General features: G+C 72.9%; 14 protein-coding genes and 3 tRNA genes. 8 read left to right on the top strand and 9 right to left on the bottom strand.

Annotation, left to right across the window (positions count from 1 at the left end; translation table 11 throughout):
* Window positions 1–139: 139 nt before the first annotated feature.
* Window positions 140–922, top strand: a complete 783-nt coding sequence (locus ACFWGN_RS04940; RefSeq protein WP_191803205.1) for a fumarylacetoacetate hydrolase family protein — start codon at window positions 140–142, stop codon at window positions 920–922.
* A gap of 121 nt (window positions 923–1,043) precedes the next feature.
* Here ACFWGN_RS04940 and glsA read toward each other — a convergent pair whose 3' ends face one another.
* Complete coding sequence (glsA, locus tag ACFWGN_RS04935; protein ID WP_377615948.1) at window positions 1,044–2,444, bottom strand: glutaminase A; 1,401 nt, start codon at window positions 2,442–2,444, stop codon at window positions 1,044–1,046.
* Window positions 2,445–2,532: 88 nt separating this feature from the next.
* Here glsA and gltX point away from each other — a divergent pair, with 88 nt between their 5' ends.
* Together gltX and ACFWGN_RS04925 are read left to right on the top strand one after the other, a co-directional pair.
* Complete coding sequence (gene gltX, locus ACFWGN_RS04930; protein WP_377615947.1) at window positions 2,533–4,032, top strand: glutamate--tRNA ligase; 1,500 nt, start codon at window positions 2,533–2,535, stop codon at window positions 4,030–4,032.
* Window positions 4,029–4,883 (top strand): HAD family hydrolase, encoded by an 855-nt coding sequence (locus ACFWGN_RS04925; RefSeq protein ID WP_377615946.1) that lies wholly within the window; start codon window positions 4,029–4,031, stop codon window positions 4,881–4,883. The genes gltX and ACFWGN_RS04925 overlap by 4 nt, the downstream gene beginning before the upstream one ends.
* Window positions 4,884–5,094: 211 nt before the next feature.
* On the opposite strand, the gene ACFWGN_RS04920 is transcribed toward ACFWGN_RS04925, so the two are convergent.
* On the bottom strand, window positions 5,095–6,138 hold the full coding sequence (locus ACFWGN_RS04920) for a LysR family transcriptional regulator (protein WP_377615945.1): 1,044 nt from the start codon (window positions 6,136–6,138) through the stop codon (window positions 5,095–5,097).
* Between the two features lie 69 nt (window positions 6,139–6,207).
* Here ACFWGN_RS04920 and ACFWGN_RS04915 point away from each other — a divergent pair, with 69 nt between their 5' ends.
* Complete coding sequence (locus tag ACFWGN_RS04915) at window positions 6,208–7,419, top strand: YeiH family protein (RefSeq protein ID WP_377615944.1); 1,212 nt, start codon at window positions 6,208–6,210, stop codon at window positions 7,417–7,419.
* 103 nt (window positions 7,420–7,522) lie between these two features.
* Here ACFWGN_RS04915 and ACFWGN_RS04910 read toward each other — a convergent pair whose 3' ends face one another.
* Both ACFWGN_RS04910 and ACFWGN_RS04905 read right to left on the bottom strand, forming a co-directional pair.
* Window positions 7,523–8,188 carry a hypothetical protein gene (locus ACFWGN_RS04910; protein ID WP_191803190.1) on the bottom strand — a complete coding sequence of 222 codons (666 nt, stop codon included), beginning with the start codon at window positions 8,186–8,188 and terminating at the stop codon, window positions 7,523–7,525.
* The gene (locus ACFWGN_RS04905; protein WP_377615943.1) at window positions 8,185–8,988 is read right to left on the bottom strand and encodes a class I SAM-dependent methyltransferase; all 804 of its coding nucleotides are present in this window, start codon (window positions 8,986–8,988) and stop codon (window positions 8,185–8,187) included. The genes ACFWGN_RS04910 and ACFWGN_RS04905 overlap by 4 nt, the downstream gene beginning before the upstream one ends.
* Window positions 8,989–9,259: 271 nt before the next feature.
* Here ACFWGN_RS04905 and ACFWGN_RS04900 point away from each other — a divergent pair.
* The 3 genes from ACFWGN_RS04900 (at window position 9,260) to ACFWGN_RS04890 (ending at window position 9,655) form a co-directional block, all read left to right on the top strand.
* Window positions 9,260–9,331 (top strand) — tRNA-Gln (locus tag ACFWGN_RS04900).
* A gap of 94 nt (window positions 9,332–9,425) precedes the next feature.
* Window positions 9,426–9,498 (top strand) — tRNA-Glu (locus ACFWGN_RS04895).
* 81 nt (window positions 9,499–9,579) lie between these two features.
* A tRNA-Glu gene (locus tag ACFWGN_RS04890) sits at window positions 9,580–9,655 on the top strand.
* A 365-nt stretch (window positions 9,656–10,020) separates the two neighbouring features.
* On the opposite strand, the gene ACFWGN_RS04885 is transcribed toward ACFWGN_RS04890, so the two are convergent.
* The 5 genes from ACFWGN_RS04885 to ACFWGN_RS04865 form a co-directional block, all read right to left on the bottom strand.
* The gene (locus ACFWGN_RS04885; RefSeq protein ID WP_377615942.1) at window positions 10,021–11,520 is read right to left on the bottom strand and encodes a nitronate monooxygenase; all 1,500 of its coding nucleotides are present in this window, start codon (window positions 11,518–11,520) and stop codon (window positions 10,021–10,023) included.
* Window positions 11,521–11,687: 167 nt separating this feature from the next.
* A complete protein-coding gene (locus ACFWGN_RS04880) occupies window positions 11,688–12,707 on the bottom strand; it encodes a PH domain-containing protein (protein WP_191803186.1) in 1,020 nt (339 codons plus the stop codon).
* A gap of 8 nt (window positions 12,708–12,715) precedes the next feature.
* Window positions 12,716–12,883 carry a hypothetical protein gene (locus tag ACFWGN_RS04875; RefSeq protein ID WP_169834240.1) on the bottom strand — a complete coding sequence of 56 codons (168 nt, stop codon included), beginning with the start codon at window positions 12,881–12,883 and terminating at the stop codon, window positions 12,716–12,718.
* Between the two features lie 214 nt (window positions 12,884–13,097).
* On the bottom strand, window positions 13,098–13,463 hold the full coding sequence (locus tag ACFWGN_RS04870; RefSeq protein ID WP_377615941.1) for a nuclear transport factor 2 family protein: 366 nt from the start codon (window positions 13,461–13,463) through the stop codon (window positions 13,098–13,100).
* A gap of 137 nt (window positions 13,464–13,600) precedes the next feature.
* Window positions 13,601–14,320: an IclR family transcriptional regulator gene (locus ACFWGN_RS04865; protein ID WP_030150819.1), complete on the bottom strand. Its 720-nt coding sequence runs from the start codon at window positions 14,318–14,320 to the stop codon at window positions 13,601–13,603.
* 164 nt (window positions 14,321–14,484) lie between these two features.
* Between ACFWGN_RS04865 and leuC the strand changes: the two genes are divergently transcribed.
* Window positions 14,485–15,966 (top strand): 3-isopropylmalate dehydratase large subunit, encoded by a 1,482-nt coding sequence (gene leuC / locus ACFWGN_RS04860; RefSeq protein ID WP_056648171.1) that lies wholly within the window; start codon window positions 14,485–14,487, stop codon window positions 15,964–15,966.
* Window positions 15,967–15,970 lie beyond the last annotated feature (4 nt).

The following is a 15,970-nucleotide window of genomic DNA, read 5'->3' as shown; positions in this document are numbered from 1 at the left end:
GTCGGGTCACGTCCCCGCGCCGGAGGCGAGCCGACGGACCCGCGGACGCCACGCCCCGCACGCACCAGCACGACCACCACGAGAAGGCCGCGGACCCCTGCCCAGGGGGCCGCGGCCTTCTCGTCGGTAGGCTGGGCTCGTGCGCATCGCCAGATTCACCACCGGAGAAGACCCCCGCTACGCCCTCGTGCAGGAGGAGGCGGGCAAGACCTACCTCGCCGTCCTCAACGGCGACCCCCTCTACATGCCCGTCCTGCCGACGGGCGAACGGATCGAGCTCGGGGACGGCGTCCGCCTCCTCGCGCCCGTGATCCCGCGCTCCAAGGTGGTCGCGGTCGGACGCAACTACGCGGCCCACGCCGCGGAGATGGGCAACGACGTCCCGACGTCGCCGCTCATCTTCTTCAAGCCCAACACCTCGGTCGTGGGTCCGGACGACCCCATCGTGCTGCCCGACTTCTCCGAGGAGGTCAGCTACGAGGCCGAGCTCGCGGTCGTGATCGGCCGCATGGCCAAGGACGTGAGCCCCGAGCACGCGGCGTCGTACATCCTGGGCTACACGATCGCGAACGACGTGACCGCGCGCGACGCCCAGCGCACCGACGGTCAGTGGGCCCGCGCCAAGGGCTTCGACTCGGCCTGCCCGCTCGGCCCGTGGATCGACACCGACCTCGACATCGACGACGTCGCGGTGCGCTCGCGCGTCAACGGCGAGATCCGCCAGGACGGCCGCACGCGCGACATGATCTTCGACATCCCGTACCTGGTGTCGTACATCTCCGAGGCGTTCACGCTGCTCCCGGGCGACGTCATCCTCACGGGCACGCCCGCAGGCGTCGGCCGCATCGAGGCGGGCGACCGCGTCGAGTGCGAGGTCGAGGGCCTGGGCGTGCTCGCGAACCCGGTGGTCCGGCGGAGCTGACGGCTCCTGACCGTCGTGGTCGTCGGAGGAGGTCGCCGTCCCGCGCGGGGCGGCGACCTCCTCTCCGTCCGCTGCGATCTCTCCGTCCGCTGCGACGGCGGCCCCGGTCGCGCGACCCGGGTCAGGCGGCCCGGGCCGCGTCGAGCAGCCGGTCCTCGCACCAGCGCTGCGCGTCCTCGAACGTCGTGAACTCCCCGTCGACGCCTGGCAGCAAGCCGCGCTCGAACGGGTCGACCACCACGACGTGCACGCCCTGCCCCTGCAGGCGTGTGACGAGCCCGCGCAGGAGCTGTGCCCCGAGCGTCACGACACGAGACGTGCGGTGCAGGTCCAGGATCAGCCACCGCTCGCCGCTCGGCAGGGGCGACGGCAGCTCGTCGACCGAGCGCAGGATCGTCTCGGCCGCCGCGAACTCGACCGTGCCCTGGACGGCCCGCACCGAGATCGCCGAGCCCAGGTCCCGCAGGCGGCGGAGCTGGGACGGCGTGCGGTGCGCGAGCTGGCGCAGGCGGTCGGCGCGCGTGCTCCGGTAGAGCGTCGGCACGTCGCGGTCGGGGCGGTGCATGAGGTGCAGGTCGAACTGCCGGGAGATCTCCTGCGCCGCCGCGACCGAGCGCACGCTGTTGCCGCGCGCGTCGAGCGGCGGGCTGAACAGGCCCAGGCCGAACTGCCCCACACCGACCGACACGAGCCCGCCCGAGACGCCGCTCTTGGCCGGCAGCCCGGCCCGCAGCAGCCACTCGCCCGCGTAGTCGTACATCCCGCTCGTGGCCATGACGGCCAGGACCCACTCGGTCACGACCTCGTCGACCACACGTTCGCCCGAGACCGGGTTGACGCCCCCGTTCGCGAGCGTCGCCGACATCACCGCGAGGTCCCGGGCCGTGACGAGCACCGAGCACTGGCGGAAGTAGGTGTCGAGCGTGGACTCGACGTCCGCGGTGAGCGCACCCGTGCTGTGCATGAGGTAGGCGATCGCGCGGTTGCGGTCCCCGGTCTCGGACTCGCTCACGTAGACGCGCCCGTCGACGTCGAGCGGGCGGCCCGCGAACGCGCCGAGCAGGTCGAGGATGCGCGCGAAGCGCTCCTCCTCGGAGGCCCCGCGGACCAGGGACGTCGTGACGATCGCGCCCGCGTTGACCATCGGGTTGGGCGGGCGCCCCGTGACGGGATCGAGGCGGATCGAGTTGAACCCCTCGCCGCTCGGCTCGGCGCCCACGTGCTCGAGGACCTCGGCGAGCCCGCGGTCCATGAGGGCCAGGGCGAACACGAACGGCTTGGACAGCGACTGGATGGTGAAGGGGGCGTCCGCGTCGCCCGCGGTGTAGATGCTGCCCGTGACTCCTGCGAGGGCCACGCCGAACAGCGAGCGGTCGGCCGTGGCGAGCTCGGGGATGTACGTCGCGACCGTGCCCTCGTCGAGGTCGCGGAACGCCTCGTGGACCGCGGCGAGCGCGTCGGCGATGAGCTCGCTCGCGCCGGTGCGGCCCGGGCCGGGCGTGGACTGCGCGGAGGAGGACATGTACGCGATTGTGCCCGCGGGGCGTGCCGGGTGCCCGGCGACGGGCAGCGCACGGTCCCGGCGACCCAGCGGCGATAGGCTGTGGGACGTGATCCCTGCACCTGGTTCCTCGCCCGTCCGCGTCCGCTTCTGCCCGTCGCCCACCGGCACGCCGCACGTCGGCCTCATCCGCACGGCGCTGTTCAACTGGGCGTACGCCCGGCACGTGGGCGGGACGTTCGTCTTCCGCATCGAGGACACCGACGCCGCGCGCGACTCCGAGGAGAGCTACCAGCAGCTCCTCGAGGCGCTGCGCTGGCTCGGCATGGACTGGGACGAGGGCGTCGAGGTCGGCGGTCCGCACGAGCCCTACCGCCAGTCGCAGCGCGGTGACATCTACCAGGACGTCATCCGTCGGCTCGTCGAGGGCGGCTACGCGTACGAGTCCTTCTCGACGCCCGAGGAGATCGAGGCGCGCAACGTCGCGGCCGGTCGGCCCAAGGCCATGGGCTACGACGGGTTCGACCGCACGCTGACCGACGAGCAGAAGGCCGCGTTCCGCGCCGAGGGCCGCGAGCCCGTGCTGCGCATGCGCATGCCGGACACCGACGTGGCGTTCACGGACCTGGTGCGCGGCGAGATCTCGTTCGGTGCGGGCTCGGTCCCGGACTACGTGATCGTGCGCGGCAACGGCCAGCCCCTGTACACGCTGGTCAACCCGGTCGACGACGCCCTCATGGGCATCACGCACGTGCTGCGCGGCGAGGACCTGCTGTCCTCGACCCCGCGCCAGGTCGTCCTGTACCGCGCGCTGCTCGAGCTGGGCGTCGCGCACGTCATGCCCCAGTTCGGCCACCTGCCCTACGTCATGGGCGAGGGCAACAAGAAGCTCTCCAAGCGTGACCCCGAGTCCAACCTGTTCCTGCACAAGGAGCGCGGCTTCACGCCCGAGGGCCTGCTCAACTACCTCGCGCTGCTGGGCTGGAGCATCTCGGCGGACAACGACATCTTCACGGTCGAGGAGATGGTCGCGGCGTTCGACGTCGCCGATGTCAACCCCAACCCCGCCCGCTTCGACCTCAAGAAGGCCGAGGCGATCAACGCGACGCACCTGCGCCTGCTGGCGCCCGAGGACTTCCGCGACCGCCTGGTCCCGTACCTGCACCAGGGCGGGTTCGTCCCGGCCGACTCGTTCGCGGACCTCTCGGCCGAGCACCAGGCGCTCGTCACGGCGGGTGCGCCGCTCGTGCAGGAGCGCATGGTCCTGCTCGGCGAGGCCAAGGGCATGCTCGGCTTCCTGTTCGTGGCCGACGACGCCGTGCCCGTCGAGGACGAGGCGCGCGCCGCGCTGCGCGAGGAGGCGCCGGCCGTGCTCGACGCCGCGATCCGCGTGCTCGACGCCCTGGAGGACTTCTCGACGGACCCGGTCCAGGAGGCGCTCAAGGCCGTCCTGGTCGAGGAGCTGGGCATCAAGCCCCGCTTCGCGTTCACGCCGCTGCGCGTGGCCGTGACGGGACGTCGCGTGTCGCCGCCGCTGTTCGAGTCGATGGAGATCCTCGGCAAGGAGTCCACCCTGGCGCGTCTGCGGACGCTGCGCGCGTCGCTGTGACCGCGCCCGAGCCGGCGCCCGGCACGGTGCTGCCCTCGCTTCCCGACGGCGTCGCTCCGCTCGCGGGGGACGTCGCGCCCGGCGCTGCTGTCGACGGTGTCGACGGTGTCGACGGCGTTGACGGTGTCCTGTTCGACGTCGACGACACGCTCGTCGACACCCGCGGCGCGTTCGCGCGCGCGATCGACGCGGTGTGCGAGGTGTACCTGCCCCACATGCCGGTCGAGAGGTACGGGGAGGTCCTCGCGCTGTGGCGCAGCGACCCGCACGGCTGGTACCGGGCGTACACGCGCGGGGAGCTGACGTTCGACGGCCAGCGCATGCTGCGCGCGAACGAGCTGCAGGAGACGTTCGGCGGAGTGGTCCTCGACGAGGACGGGTACGCGGCGTGGAAGGCGGTCTTCTGGGGCACCTTCGAGGAGAGCTGGCGCGCGCACGACGACGCCGCACCGGTCCTCGCGCGGCTCGCCGCCGCAGGGGTCAAGGTGGGTGCGCTGTCCAACGCGTCGGTCGCGCTCCAGACGGACAAGCTGACCCGGTCGGGGCTCTCGGACGTGCCCATGCTCGTGGGCGTCGACACCCTGGGATTCGGCAAGCCGGACCCGCGGGTCTTCGTCGAGGCGTGCGCGCGCCTGGGCACGGACCCGGCGCGCACGGTCTACGTGGGCGACGAGCTCGATGTCGACGCGCGGGCCGCGGCCGCTGCAGGCCTGACGGGCGTGTGGATCGACCGTCCGGGCACCCGGCGTGGTGGCCCGCACGAGGAGGACCCCGAGGCCGCGCGTGCGGCGGGGGTGCACGTCGTGGCGACTCTCGACGAGGTCGGCGACCTGGTGCTCGCGGGGCGCTGACCGTCGGACTTCTGCGCGTGCCGCCCGTCCTGCGGTGCGAGGTGCGACGTCTTGCCGGGCGCGAGGTAGAACGTCCTGCGCGAGGTAGTGCGCGACGCGTCCTACCTCGCGCAGCACGTTCTACCTCGCGTTGGCTAGTGGCCGGTGGCCGGGCGAAGGGGGCCGGAGGTCGGAGGCCTACCGCCCGGCCCTCGGGTGCGGTGCCCCTGCGCTACCGGCCGCTACCGGCCGCGACCGCCGCGATCCGCCTGGCCGCCGCCGAGAGCTCGGTGCCGTCCTTCCAGATCATCCGGAGCCGCCTCGAGAGCCCCAGGCCGGGCACCTGGATCTCGGCGAGCGTGCCACGAGCCAGGTCGTCCGCGACCGTCAACCGGGAAAGCACCGCGACCGCGCCGCCGTACTGGACCGCGGTCTTGAGCGACGCGGTCGAGCCCAGGTAGGGCAGGTGGTCCGGGAGGCGGGCGCCGGCCGCCACGAGCGACTTCTCGAGCGTCTCGCGCGTTCCTGAGCCGCGCTCACGGACGACGAGCCCACCGCTCAGCAGCTCCTCGACCGTCGCGGTGCGACGCCGGCGTCCGGCCCACGGGTGCGCCGCCGCGACGACCACGACCAGCTCGTCGTGGGCCAGGGTCCGGCTGCGCAGCCCGCGACGCATGGTCGAGCTCTCGATGAAGCCGAGCTCGGCGTCGTCCGACAGGACGAGCTCCATGACGGCCCGAGAGTTGCGCACGAGCAGCTCGACGTCGGGAGAGGACGGCCCGCGGGCGGCCTCCGACGGTCCGCGTTGCCCCGACGCGCCGCCCTGCCCCGCCGGCAGACCCGCACCGGCCCCGGGCACCGGGGTGAGGCCGTCGAGCGCGAGCGTCGCGAGCCAGCGAGGGGCGAGGTACTCGGCGATCGTCAGGCTGGCCGCGAGCCGTATCCGGGCCGAGGGTGCCTCGCGCAGCGCCGCGGCCGCGGTCTCGAACCGGTCCGAGGCGTCGACGACCTCGCGGGCCCAGGTCGCGGTCGCGCGCCCGGTCTCGGTGAGGCGGGCCCCGCGCGTCGAGCGGGCGACGAGCTCGAGCCCCAGGTGCCTCTCGAGGCGCCGCATGCCGGCCGAGGCGCTCGGCTGGGAGATGCCCAGCGCACGCGCCGCGGCGCTGATCGAGCCGTGGCTGTCGGTCGCGACGAGCAGCTCCAGGAGCCCGAGCGAGGTCCGGTCCCGACGTGGGGGAGGGGGGCTCGCAGGTGTCTGCGGGGTGCTCGCGGCCATAGGTTCATCCTATGGCTCGGTCGTCAGGTGGGCCTTCTGACGAGAGGGCCGGCGCGGCACATTGAGAACATGACCCCCACGACCGACCTCGACACCCCCACCCCGGGCGTCGACCACGCCGCCCGCCGGCCCACCACGCCCGCCCCCTCGACCGAGGCCACCGCCTCGGCTCCCTGGATCCGCCGCGCAGCCCCCGGGCTCGCGTTCTGCGCGCTCGCGACCGTCGTCGCCTACCTTCTCGCGCAGGTGGTCCCGCTCTCGCCCCTCGTGCTGTCCCTGCTCGTCGGTGCCGTCGTCGGCTCGGTGCTCGGAAGCCTGCGCCGCGCGCGCGGGGCGAGCGGCGCCGTCGGGCAGACGACGCGTGCCGCGCGGTGGGCGGAAGCCCTCACCAACCGGACTCAGGAAGGGACCCGGTGGACCGCGATGCGCGTCCTGCGCGCAGGCGTGGTCCTCCTGGGGCTCCAGCTCTCGCTGCCCGAGGTGCTCGCGCTCGGCTGGCGCGGCCTCGCGGTCGTGGCGATCACGGTCGCCGTGACGTTCAGCGCGACGCTCGCCCTGGGGCGCGTGCTGCGTGTCCCGCGCGTGACGTCGCTGCTCGTCGCGACCGGGTTCTCGATCTGCGGCGCGGCCGCGATCTCGGCCATGCAGGGCGTGGTCGGAGGAGGCGACGACGACGAGTCGCGCCGCGACGCCGACGACGCCGTGGCGACCGCGCTCGCGCTCGTGACGATCTTCGGCTCGCTCGCGATCTTCGTGCTGCCCTGGCTCGCCGGGCTGCTCGGGCTCGCCGACGACCGCGCCGGGCTCTGGATCGGGGCGAGCGTCCAGGAGGTCGCGCAGGTCGTGACCGCAGGTGGCGCGATCTCCGCGGCCGCGCTCGCGACCGCGACCGTGAGCAAGCTCGCCCGCGTCGTGCTGCTCGCGCCCCTCGTGGCGGGGGCCGGGGTGCTGCGGGCGCGCAGCCAGCGCGTGGCGCGCCCCGCGGACGTCGAGCCCGCCACGGGGGCCCGTGCGGCCCGCAGGACGCCGCCGGTGCCCCTGTTCGTCGTGGGCTTCCTCGTGGCCGTGCTGGTGCGCAGCACCGGTCTGCTGCCCGCGTCGGTCGTGGAGGTGACGACCGTGGTCACGACGCTGCTCTTCACCGCGGCGATGTTCGCGATGGGGCTGGGGGTCGACGTCGCCCACCTGGTCCGCACGGGTCGGCGCGCGCTCGTGCTCGGGACGGCGTCGGCCGCCGTCGTGACCGGCACCTCGCTCGTGGCGGTGCTGGCGCTGACCTGAGACGGGTGGCGAGCTGCCGAGCCCGCGCTCGACGCGGGGGAGTGAGCCGGCCTGCTGATGTACCGAGCGGTGCCCGGGCAGACCGGGCACCGCTCGACGCGCGCTACCGGACGGTCGCGTCCCAGCGCCAGCGGGTGCGGCGCGCGAGTCCGGGGAGCTCGCAGCGACCCGTCGCCCACACGAGCACCTGTGCTGCCGGGAGCTCGCGGCTCGCGTCCGGCAGGTCGGGGAAGAGCCGCGCGAGCACGCGGGTGCTGAGGCCCTCGGGAAGGTCGGGGGCGATACCCGTGAGCCCTTCGAGGATGTCGCGCCCGTGCACGAGGATCTCGACGATCCCCATGGCCGCGAACCCCTGCGGGTCCGAGAGCCCGTACGGGTGGTAGGCGCGGGCCGTGTCCGGACGGGCGCCCACCTGGGCGGCGAGGAGCTCGCCGCCCGCGAGGAGCACCTCGGCCATCCCGGGCGGGCCCGCCTCGCGCTTGACGTGCGCGATCTCGTCCTCGCCCTTGGGGCCGGCGAGCGGCAGGTAGTCGAGCAGGGGAAGCCCTGCGACCTGGAGCGCGTAGGCGAGGAGGTCGTCGACGACGTGCTCGGCCGTCGCCCAGCACGACCACCGCACGGGCCCGGCCTGCGCGTCGAACGCGGCGTCCGGATGGCGACCCACGCCGTCGGCGAGCCAGCGTGCGGCGGTGCGGACGTCGTCGGGCGTGACGGGGCCGGGTGCGAGCCGGACGACCGAGACGCCGGGGTCCTCGGGCTGCGCGCTCACTCGTCGACCGCGCGGTCGGTGCGGTCCGCGCGCCAGCACTCGGCGCGATAGGGGAGGTCGACCTCGGTGAGCCCCGCGAGCGCGGGGTGGGTCGCCGCGAGGTGGTCGACGGCGTCGAGCAGCTCGTCTCGCTCGGCGGGCGGCAGCGTGAGCAGATGGCTCCGGGTCGCGGCGAGCGTCCGGAGGCTTGCGGCGGGGAGGTGGTCGGCCCAGTCGAAGGTCGCGTGCTCGAGCGGCGTGAAGGACTCGTCGACCCCGTCGAGCTGCGGGGTCCGGTGGACGGGCTCGAGCGAGTCGCCGCGGTGGATGATCTCGGTGAAGCGCTCGACCCAGTCGACCGTGTGGTCGCGGACGTTCCAGACGACGCCGAGCCGGCCGCCGGGGCGCAGCACGCGCGCGATCTCCGGGACGGCCGTCGCGACGTCGAACCAGTGCCAGGCCTGGGCCACGAGGACCGCGTCGACGCTCCCGTCCTCGAGCGGGATGCGTTCGGCCGTGCCGGGCAGGACGTGGGCGCCGGGCACGGCGTCCTTGAGCTGGGCGCGCATGCCGTCCGAGGGCTCGACGGCGGTCACGTGGAGGCCGCGCGCGACCAGCCTCTCGGTGAGCTTGCCCGTCCCTGCCGCGAGGTCGAGCACGTGGCGGGCCCCGGCGGGCAGCATCCAGTCGATCGCGGCGTCAGGGTAGGAGGGGCGGACGGCCCGGTAGTCGTCGGCACCTGCGCCGAACGACGACGCGCGTTCGGCGTGGGACGCGCGCGGGGTGGAGGACGGAGGCTCAGGGGGTGCTGCGGTGCTCATGTCTTCGACGGTGCCACGTCGCGTGGGCGAGGTCCACAGTTTCCTCGCGGTCGGCCGGGACGTGTCGGAGCAGTGGTGCCCGACGGCGGCACGTCCGTTCCGGACGCGGCTCACCCCGGGGTGCGGGCGGGAGTGGGCAGCGACTGGCAGCGACTGGCAGGCCGGCTGAGGGCGATTTGGCCGGACCGGGACTCTCCGGTAATGTTTTCTCTCGGTGAGGCGCTCACCCGAAGCCCGGGAACGGGAAGAGGGCGCGGCGCTGATACCTCCTTGGGGTATGGTGTAATTGGCAACACAACGGTTTCTGGTACCGTCATTCTAGGTTCGAGTCCTGGTACCCCAGCGCAGAGCAAGTAGCGCATCGAGTCGGTCAAACCGACGCGAATCGTGCAGTACAGTTCTCAACGGCACGGCGCCCCTCGGGGTGACGAGCTTAGGCCCCCATCGTCTAGCGGCCTAGGACGCCGCCCTCTCACGGCGGTAACACGGGTTCAAATCCCGTTGGGGGTACGTAGTACGAGGCCTGGCCATCGTCAGATGACCGGGCCTCGATGACGCTCGATCACTCTTCGGAGTGGGAGAGCTGTCCTGGCCCCCATCGTCTAGCGGCCTAGGACGCCGCCCTCTCACGGCGGTAACACGGGTTCAAATCCCGTTGGGGGTACCACCAAGAAAGCCCGGTCATCGTCAGATGACCGGGCTTTCGTCGTTCGTGGGCCGCGACGGCCTGCCGAGGAGCGACCCGGCGAGGTCGCCTCCCGGCTGGAGCCGGCTGCTAGGTTTCTGTGATGTTCGTCGAGACGACCTGCAGGGTCTGCGGATGGTCGGATCCATCGGTCCCGGAGGATCTGTGGCGCGGCGGGACTCCCCTCTACGCGATCTGCGACTGCTGCGGTTCCGAGAGCGGGGTCGAGGACCTCTCCTGGCGCACCGCGCTGCGGGCCCGGAAGGTGTGGCTCGATGCGGGGGCGCGATGGTTCGTGCCCGAGGAACGGCCGGCCGACTGGGACCTGACCGCTCAGCTCGTGCGTCTCAGGAGCCGACGGGCACCGTTCGCTCAGTGAGGTCCGTCACCCTGACCGCCGAGCCCTCTCCCAGGAGCCAGTCCAAGGCGTCGCGGGCCGACCAGGAGCCCTCGTGCTGCGCGGCGAGCCGGGCAGCCCCGGCGACGTCGACGCCGAGCGTCACGAGCGGCGGCTCGACGTAGCCCTCGGCGCGGGTCTGCCCGAGCCCGACGTTCGCGGCGAGGGAGTTGCACAGGCAGGACCGGCCGGCGGTGTCCGCCGCGGCTCCGCCCTTGCGCTCGTACATGTGGACGGGCTCCGCGGGGCACCGGTAGGCGACCTTGCCGTCTTCCTTCTGCACGGGCGTGCGGAGGTAGCCCAGGTCGCACAGCCGAGGGCGTGCCGCCACCAGCCCCTCCTCGGCGAGCGTCCCCGGGAGCTGCGCGACCTTGAACGGGAAGCCCGTGGGGGACGTGAGGGCCTCGGTCCGGACGTCGAGCGTCCCGTCGCGCAACCGGGTCAGGACGTCGTCGCGGAGCGCGGGGTCGAGTCCAGACTCGGTTGCGAGCGCGAAGAGGGTGCCCACCTGGACGCCGGCGGCTCCCGCCTCACGGGCCGCGACGAGCGCCTCGGGCGTCCCCTGCGCGCCCGCGATCCAGAACGGCAGCCCCAGCGCCGCCACCTTCGAGACGTCGGCCTGGTCGCGCGGGCCGAACACGGGCTGGCCGACCTCGTCGAGGGTGAGCCGTCCGCGGGGCGGCGCGTTGTGCCCGCCGGCAGGGGGCCCCTCGACGACGAACCCGTCCGGGCGGGTGCGGTCCTCGCGCACCAGGTGCTCGGCCAGGGCGTGCGCGGAGACGATCGCGAGGAACGTCGGACGTGACACGGCAGGCAGCGAGCCACCGAGGAGCGTCTCGGGGTCGAAGTCGACCGTGTGGTGGCTCCCGCCGACGACCGTCACGGGGAACTCGACGTGCTCGTGCTCCGCGAGCTGGTCGAGCAGGTGCGGGACGTCCCGGGGGATCCCTGCCCCGGTCACGACGTAGTCGGCACCCGCGAGCATTGACCCGTACGCCGCGGCGGGTGCGGCCATCTGGATCTTCTCGAGGAAGTTGATCCCCACGCGCCCGTCGTGACCCTCCTTGGCGAGCCACACCTCGACGAAGCTGCCCAGGACCATGAGCTCCTGCGCGAGCCGGGTCTGGCGCAGCGCGAGGCGCGGGACCGGCGCGTAGGGCTGACCCTCGCTGCGCCCCTCGGGACGGAAGTAGCGCGAGATCACCCGCTGGGCGAACCGGGGGACCGGGAAGGCGGCGAGCGCTCGACGGACCGCCCCGTCGCGGTCACCGTTCTGCAGCCTGCGCGCCAGCACCAGGTCGAGGGCCGTGCCCGACACGAGGCCCAGCTGTCCTGCGTGCGCGACCGCGGACGCGAGGCGCCAGGACGAGACCGCCATGCCCATCCCGCCCTGGATGACCCGCGGGAGCGGCGGGCACGGCGACGGGACGGTCAAGGAAAGCGTGGTCACAGGTGGACTCTTCTCATGCCTGGTGCGAGTGCTGCTGCCACCGCCGAACGGGTGGTTACTGCACCGTAGGTTGCGGGGCGGCGCGCGGCCAGGGTCGAAGGACCCGAACGTGCCGGGACGCTGACCGGAACGGCCTGGGAGAGCCCAGGACGGGGCGTCGGGCGAGGTCAGGCGGGGGGCGGCGGGACCGGGGGCTCGGTGCGCGCCCCGGGGGAGGACGTCGAGCGGCCGATCGGCACGAACGTCGCACGGTCCTCGTCCGAGACCTCCCAGGCCGGACCCTCCGCCTCGCCGTCGGTGCCGTCGAGACGGTTCGCCGGAGGGAGCGGGGGCAGCGGCGGCGCCATGACGGGGCGGTCGGTCCCCGCCAGGCGGGGCGCACTCCCGCGCGGGGCCACGAAGAGGTGCCCCTGGCCGTCCTTCTGGACGGACCGCACCGCGACCGGTTGGGTCGCCGCCGCGGCAGGGTCCCGCTCCGGTCCGACGCTCGTCGGCGCCCACGCGAGATGTGCCGCGGCCGGCGGAGGGGGTGGCGGCGGGGGAGCAGTGGTCGAAGGGCCGGGCGCCGTCGGGGCGGCCTGCTGCCGGCCTGCGGAGCCGTCGGCGCCACCCGAGGCGTTCTGAGCGCCGGAGCCGCCCGGGCCGCCCTTGCCCCCCGGGAGGAAGATCGTGTCGCACAGCTTGCGGTACGTCGCGTCGGGCTTGGCGACCCAGTTGATGCGGCTCATGGCCTGGTCCTGCCCGGCGGACTCGAGGATGAACTGGCCGTAGCCGAGCACGCGCCCGACGATCGAACGGCTGTAGCTCATGTCGGTGACCTTGCCGAGGGGCATCATCGCGACCTTGTGCGTCACGAGCCCGAACATCAGCAGCATGCGTTTGTCGGTCGCCACGAACCACTCGTTGCGCCAGTCCAGGACCTTCCACAGGAGACGCAGGGCGACCGCGAGCCAGACCCACCAGAGCATGAGGGCGCCGTCGCCCACGGTGGGACCGGACGCGCTCACGAGCCATGCGACGACGAGGAACGCGGCGAACGTCGTGGCGACGGGCTCGGCCAGCTTGCCCCAGTGGGCCCGTGTGGCAAGGACGACCCGTTCGCCGGGGATGATGTAGCGGCGCAGATGACGCGCGCTCAGGCGGGGAGGGCGACCCGCGCCCTCCACCTCCAGCTGCTCGCGCGCCATGCCGTCGACTACTCGATGAGGGACTGGACGAACTGTCCGAAGCTCGCGAACGCGCCCATGATGACGTCCCAGATCGCCTGGACGATGTCTGCTGCGCGGTCAGGGCTCTTGATGACCGCGTAGAGCAGGAAGACGATGACGACCCACATCAGGATGGTCTTGGCCTTGCCGGGCATCGTGTGGTCCTCACGTGGTCGTCGATCGGGGCGGTGGTGCTCTGCTCGCCATGGTGACCAGAGCAGACGGGACGCCGTCGGAGGCGCGCCGACGACGAGTCTAGCGTTTCGCCCGAATCGGTCGTGGGTCCCGTGTCAGGACAAGGTCGCACAGAGGGCGCGGAGCGCCGGACGAGGGGGTCCAAAAGGGCGCGGAGCGCCACGACGCGTCCGGTCAGGCAGGCGCAGCACCCGGTGCGAGCGTGGCGGCCAGAACCAGCCACCCCTCGTCCGCCCGCACCCAGAGGCGCGTGTAGCTCAACCGTGCGGAGACCACGGTCCCGCCCTGGACCGCCTCGACAGCGGCGACCAGCCTGGTCACGCCGCTCAGGACGTCCTCCTGGACGTCGAGCGACTCCTCCTCCAGGCGGGTGATCTGCAGGAACCCCGAGCGGTAGCTCTCCAGGTCGTCCTCCTTGGAGAAGACGGACCCGTCCGGGCCTGCGCCGACGCACCGAGGGTGCAGCAGTGCGTCCAGCGCATCGACGTCGCCGGCACGCTGGGCGGCCTGGAGCGCGTGCTCGGCAGCAAGGAGTGTCATCGCCCGAGTCTACGCAGCGGGACCTGCCCCGGGGCGAGCGCTGACGGGTGCGGCAAGGACCGGCAGGAACGCCAGTCAGGAACGCCGAGGGGCGGGCGCCTCACGGCACCCGCCCCTCGGTCAGGGTCGGTGGACGGTCACTCGCCGGCGCGGCGCAGGACCTCGGTCAGGCGGTTGGCCGCGGCGACGACGGAGCCCGAGTGCAGGCGGCCCGGCTGGCGCGTCAGGCGCTCGACCGGTCCCGAGATCGAGACTGCGGCGACGATCCGCCCCGACGGTCCGCGTACGGGCGCCGACACCGAGGCGACCCCGAGCTCGCGCTCCGAGACGGACTGTGCCCAGCCGCGCCGTCGGACTCCCGAGAGGATCGTGGCCGTGAAGACGGCCTCGCGCAGGCCGCGGTGGAGGCGGTCCGGCTCCTCCCAGGCGAGCAGGACCTGGGCGGCCGAGCCCGCACCCATCGTGAGGGTAGCCCCCACGGGGATAGAGTCACGGAGTCCGACCGGGCGTTCTGCCGCGGCGACGCAGATGCGATGGTCGCCCTGGCGGCGGTAGAGCTGGGCGCTCTCGCCCGTGTGGTCGCGCAGCGCCGTGAGAACGGGGTTCGCGGCGGCGAGCAGGCGGTCCTCGCCTGCTGCGGTCGCGAGCTCGTTCAGGCGCGGTCCGAGGACGAAACGGCCCTGCATGTCGCGAGCCACCATGCGGTGGTGCTCGAGCGCGACAGCGAGGCGATGAGCCGTCGGACGGGCGAGTCCGGTGGCGGTGACGAGCTGGGCCAAAGTGGCTGGTCCGGACTCCAGAGCGCCCAGAACGGACGCCGCCTTGTCCAGCACGCCGACTCCGCTAGAATTGTCCATAGGTCGATATTGACGTCTCGCACAGTGAGATGCAAGTTTGCGGGTGTCGGTGTCGCCGAAGGACCGGGAAGATCACCCGGACCACGACCGAGTTGTACCCCCCGATCGTCGCCCACGGCCCCCGCGTGAGCGACCACCGCAGGACACAGGTAGGAGAAACCAACATGGCCGGCACGCTGGCGGAGAAGGTCTGGGACGCGCACCTGGTGCGACGTGGCACCGACGGGTCGCCCGACCTCCTCTACATCGATCTGCACCTCATCCACGAGGTCACCAGTCCGCAGGCCTTCGAGGGCCTGCGTCTCGCCGGCCGGCAGGTGCGCCGCACCGACCTGACGATCGCGACCGAGGACCACAACACCCCCACGCTCGACATCGACCTGCCGATCGCGGACCTCACGAGCCGCACCCAGATCGACACGCTGCGCAACAACGCCAAGGAGTTCGGCGTGCGCATCCACTCCCTGGGTGACGCGGACCAGGGCATCGTGCACCAGGTCGGCCCCCAGCTCGGGCTCACCATGCCGGGCCTGACGGTCGTGTGCGGCGACTCGCACACCTCGACCCACGGCGCGTTCGGGGCCCTCGCGTTCGGCATCGGGACCTCGGAGGTCGAGCACGTGCTCGCGACCCAGACCCTGCCGCTCGCGCCCTTCAAGACCATGGCGATCACGGTCAACGGCGAGCTGCCCCCGGGCGCGACGTCCAAGGACATCATCCTCGCGATCATCGCGAAGATCGGCACGGGCGGCGGCCAGGGCTACGTCCTGGAGTACCGCGGCGAGGCCATCCGCAAGCTGACCATGGAAGCCCGCATGACGGTCTGCAACATGTCGATCGAGGCGGGCGCGCGCGCCGGCATGATCGCTCCTGACGAGACCACGTTCGAGTACCTCAAGGGCCGTCCGCACGCGCCCGAGGGCGCCGACTGGGACGCCGCGGTCGAGTACTGGAAGACGCTCAAGACCGACGACGACGCCACGTTCGACGAGGAGGTCGTGCTCGAGGCGGCCGACCTCGAGCCGTTCATCACCTGGGGCACCAACCCCGGCCAGGGCCTGCCCCTGTCCGCGAACGTCCCGGTCCCGGCGGAGATCGCCGACGAGAACGAGCGCGTCGCCGCCGAGCGCGCGATCGAGTACATGGGCCTGACCCCGGGTGCTCCGCTGCGCGACATCGCGATCGACACGGTCTTCATCGGCTCGTGCACCAACGGCCGCATCGAGGACCTGCGCTCGGTCGCCAAGGTCGTCCAGGGCAAGAAGAAGGCCGACTCGCTGCGCGTGCTCGTCGTGCCCGCGTCGGCGCGCGTCCGCCTCCAGGCCGAGGCCGAGGGGCTCGACCAGATCTTCCTCGACTTCGGTGCCGAGTGGCGCAACGCCGGCTGTTCGATGTGCCTGGGCATGAACCCGGACCAGCTCGCTCCGGGGGAGCGTTCGGCCTCCACGTCCAACCGCAACTTCGAGGGTCGCCAGGGCAAGGGTGGACGCACCCACCTGGTCTCGCCGCTCGTCGCGGCCGCGACGGCCATCCGCGGGACGTTGTCCTCGCTGGCCGACCTGGACCTGCCGGCCGACGTCGACATCACGTCGTTCGACGGCACGCCGCTCGCGCCGCTCGACCCGCGCGTCCCGCTGCAGGTCTGACACC

It is taken from the genome of Oerskovia sp. NPDC060338 (genome assembly GCF_042726295.1).
Lineage (GTDB): Bacteria > Actinomycetota > Actinomycetes > Actinomycetales > Cellulomonadaceae > Oerskovia > Oerskovia merdavium.
This window is presented reverse-complemented; position numbering and strand designations above follow the sequence as displayed.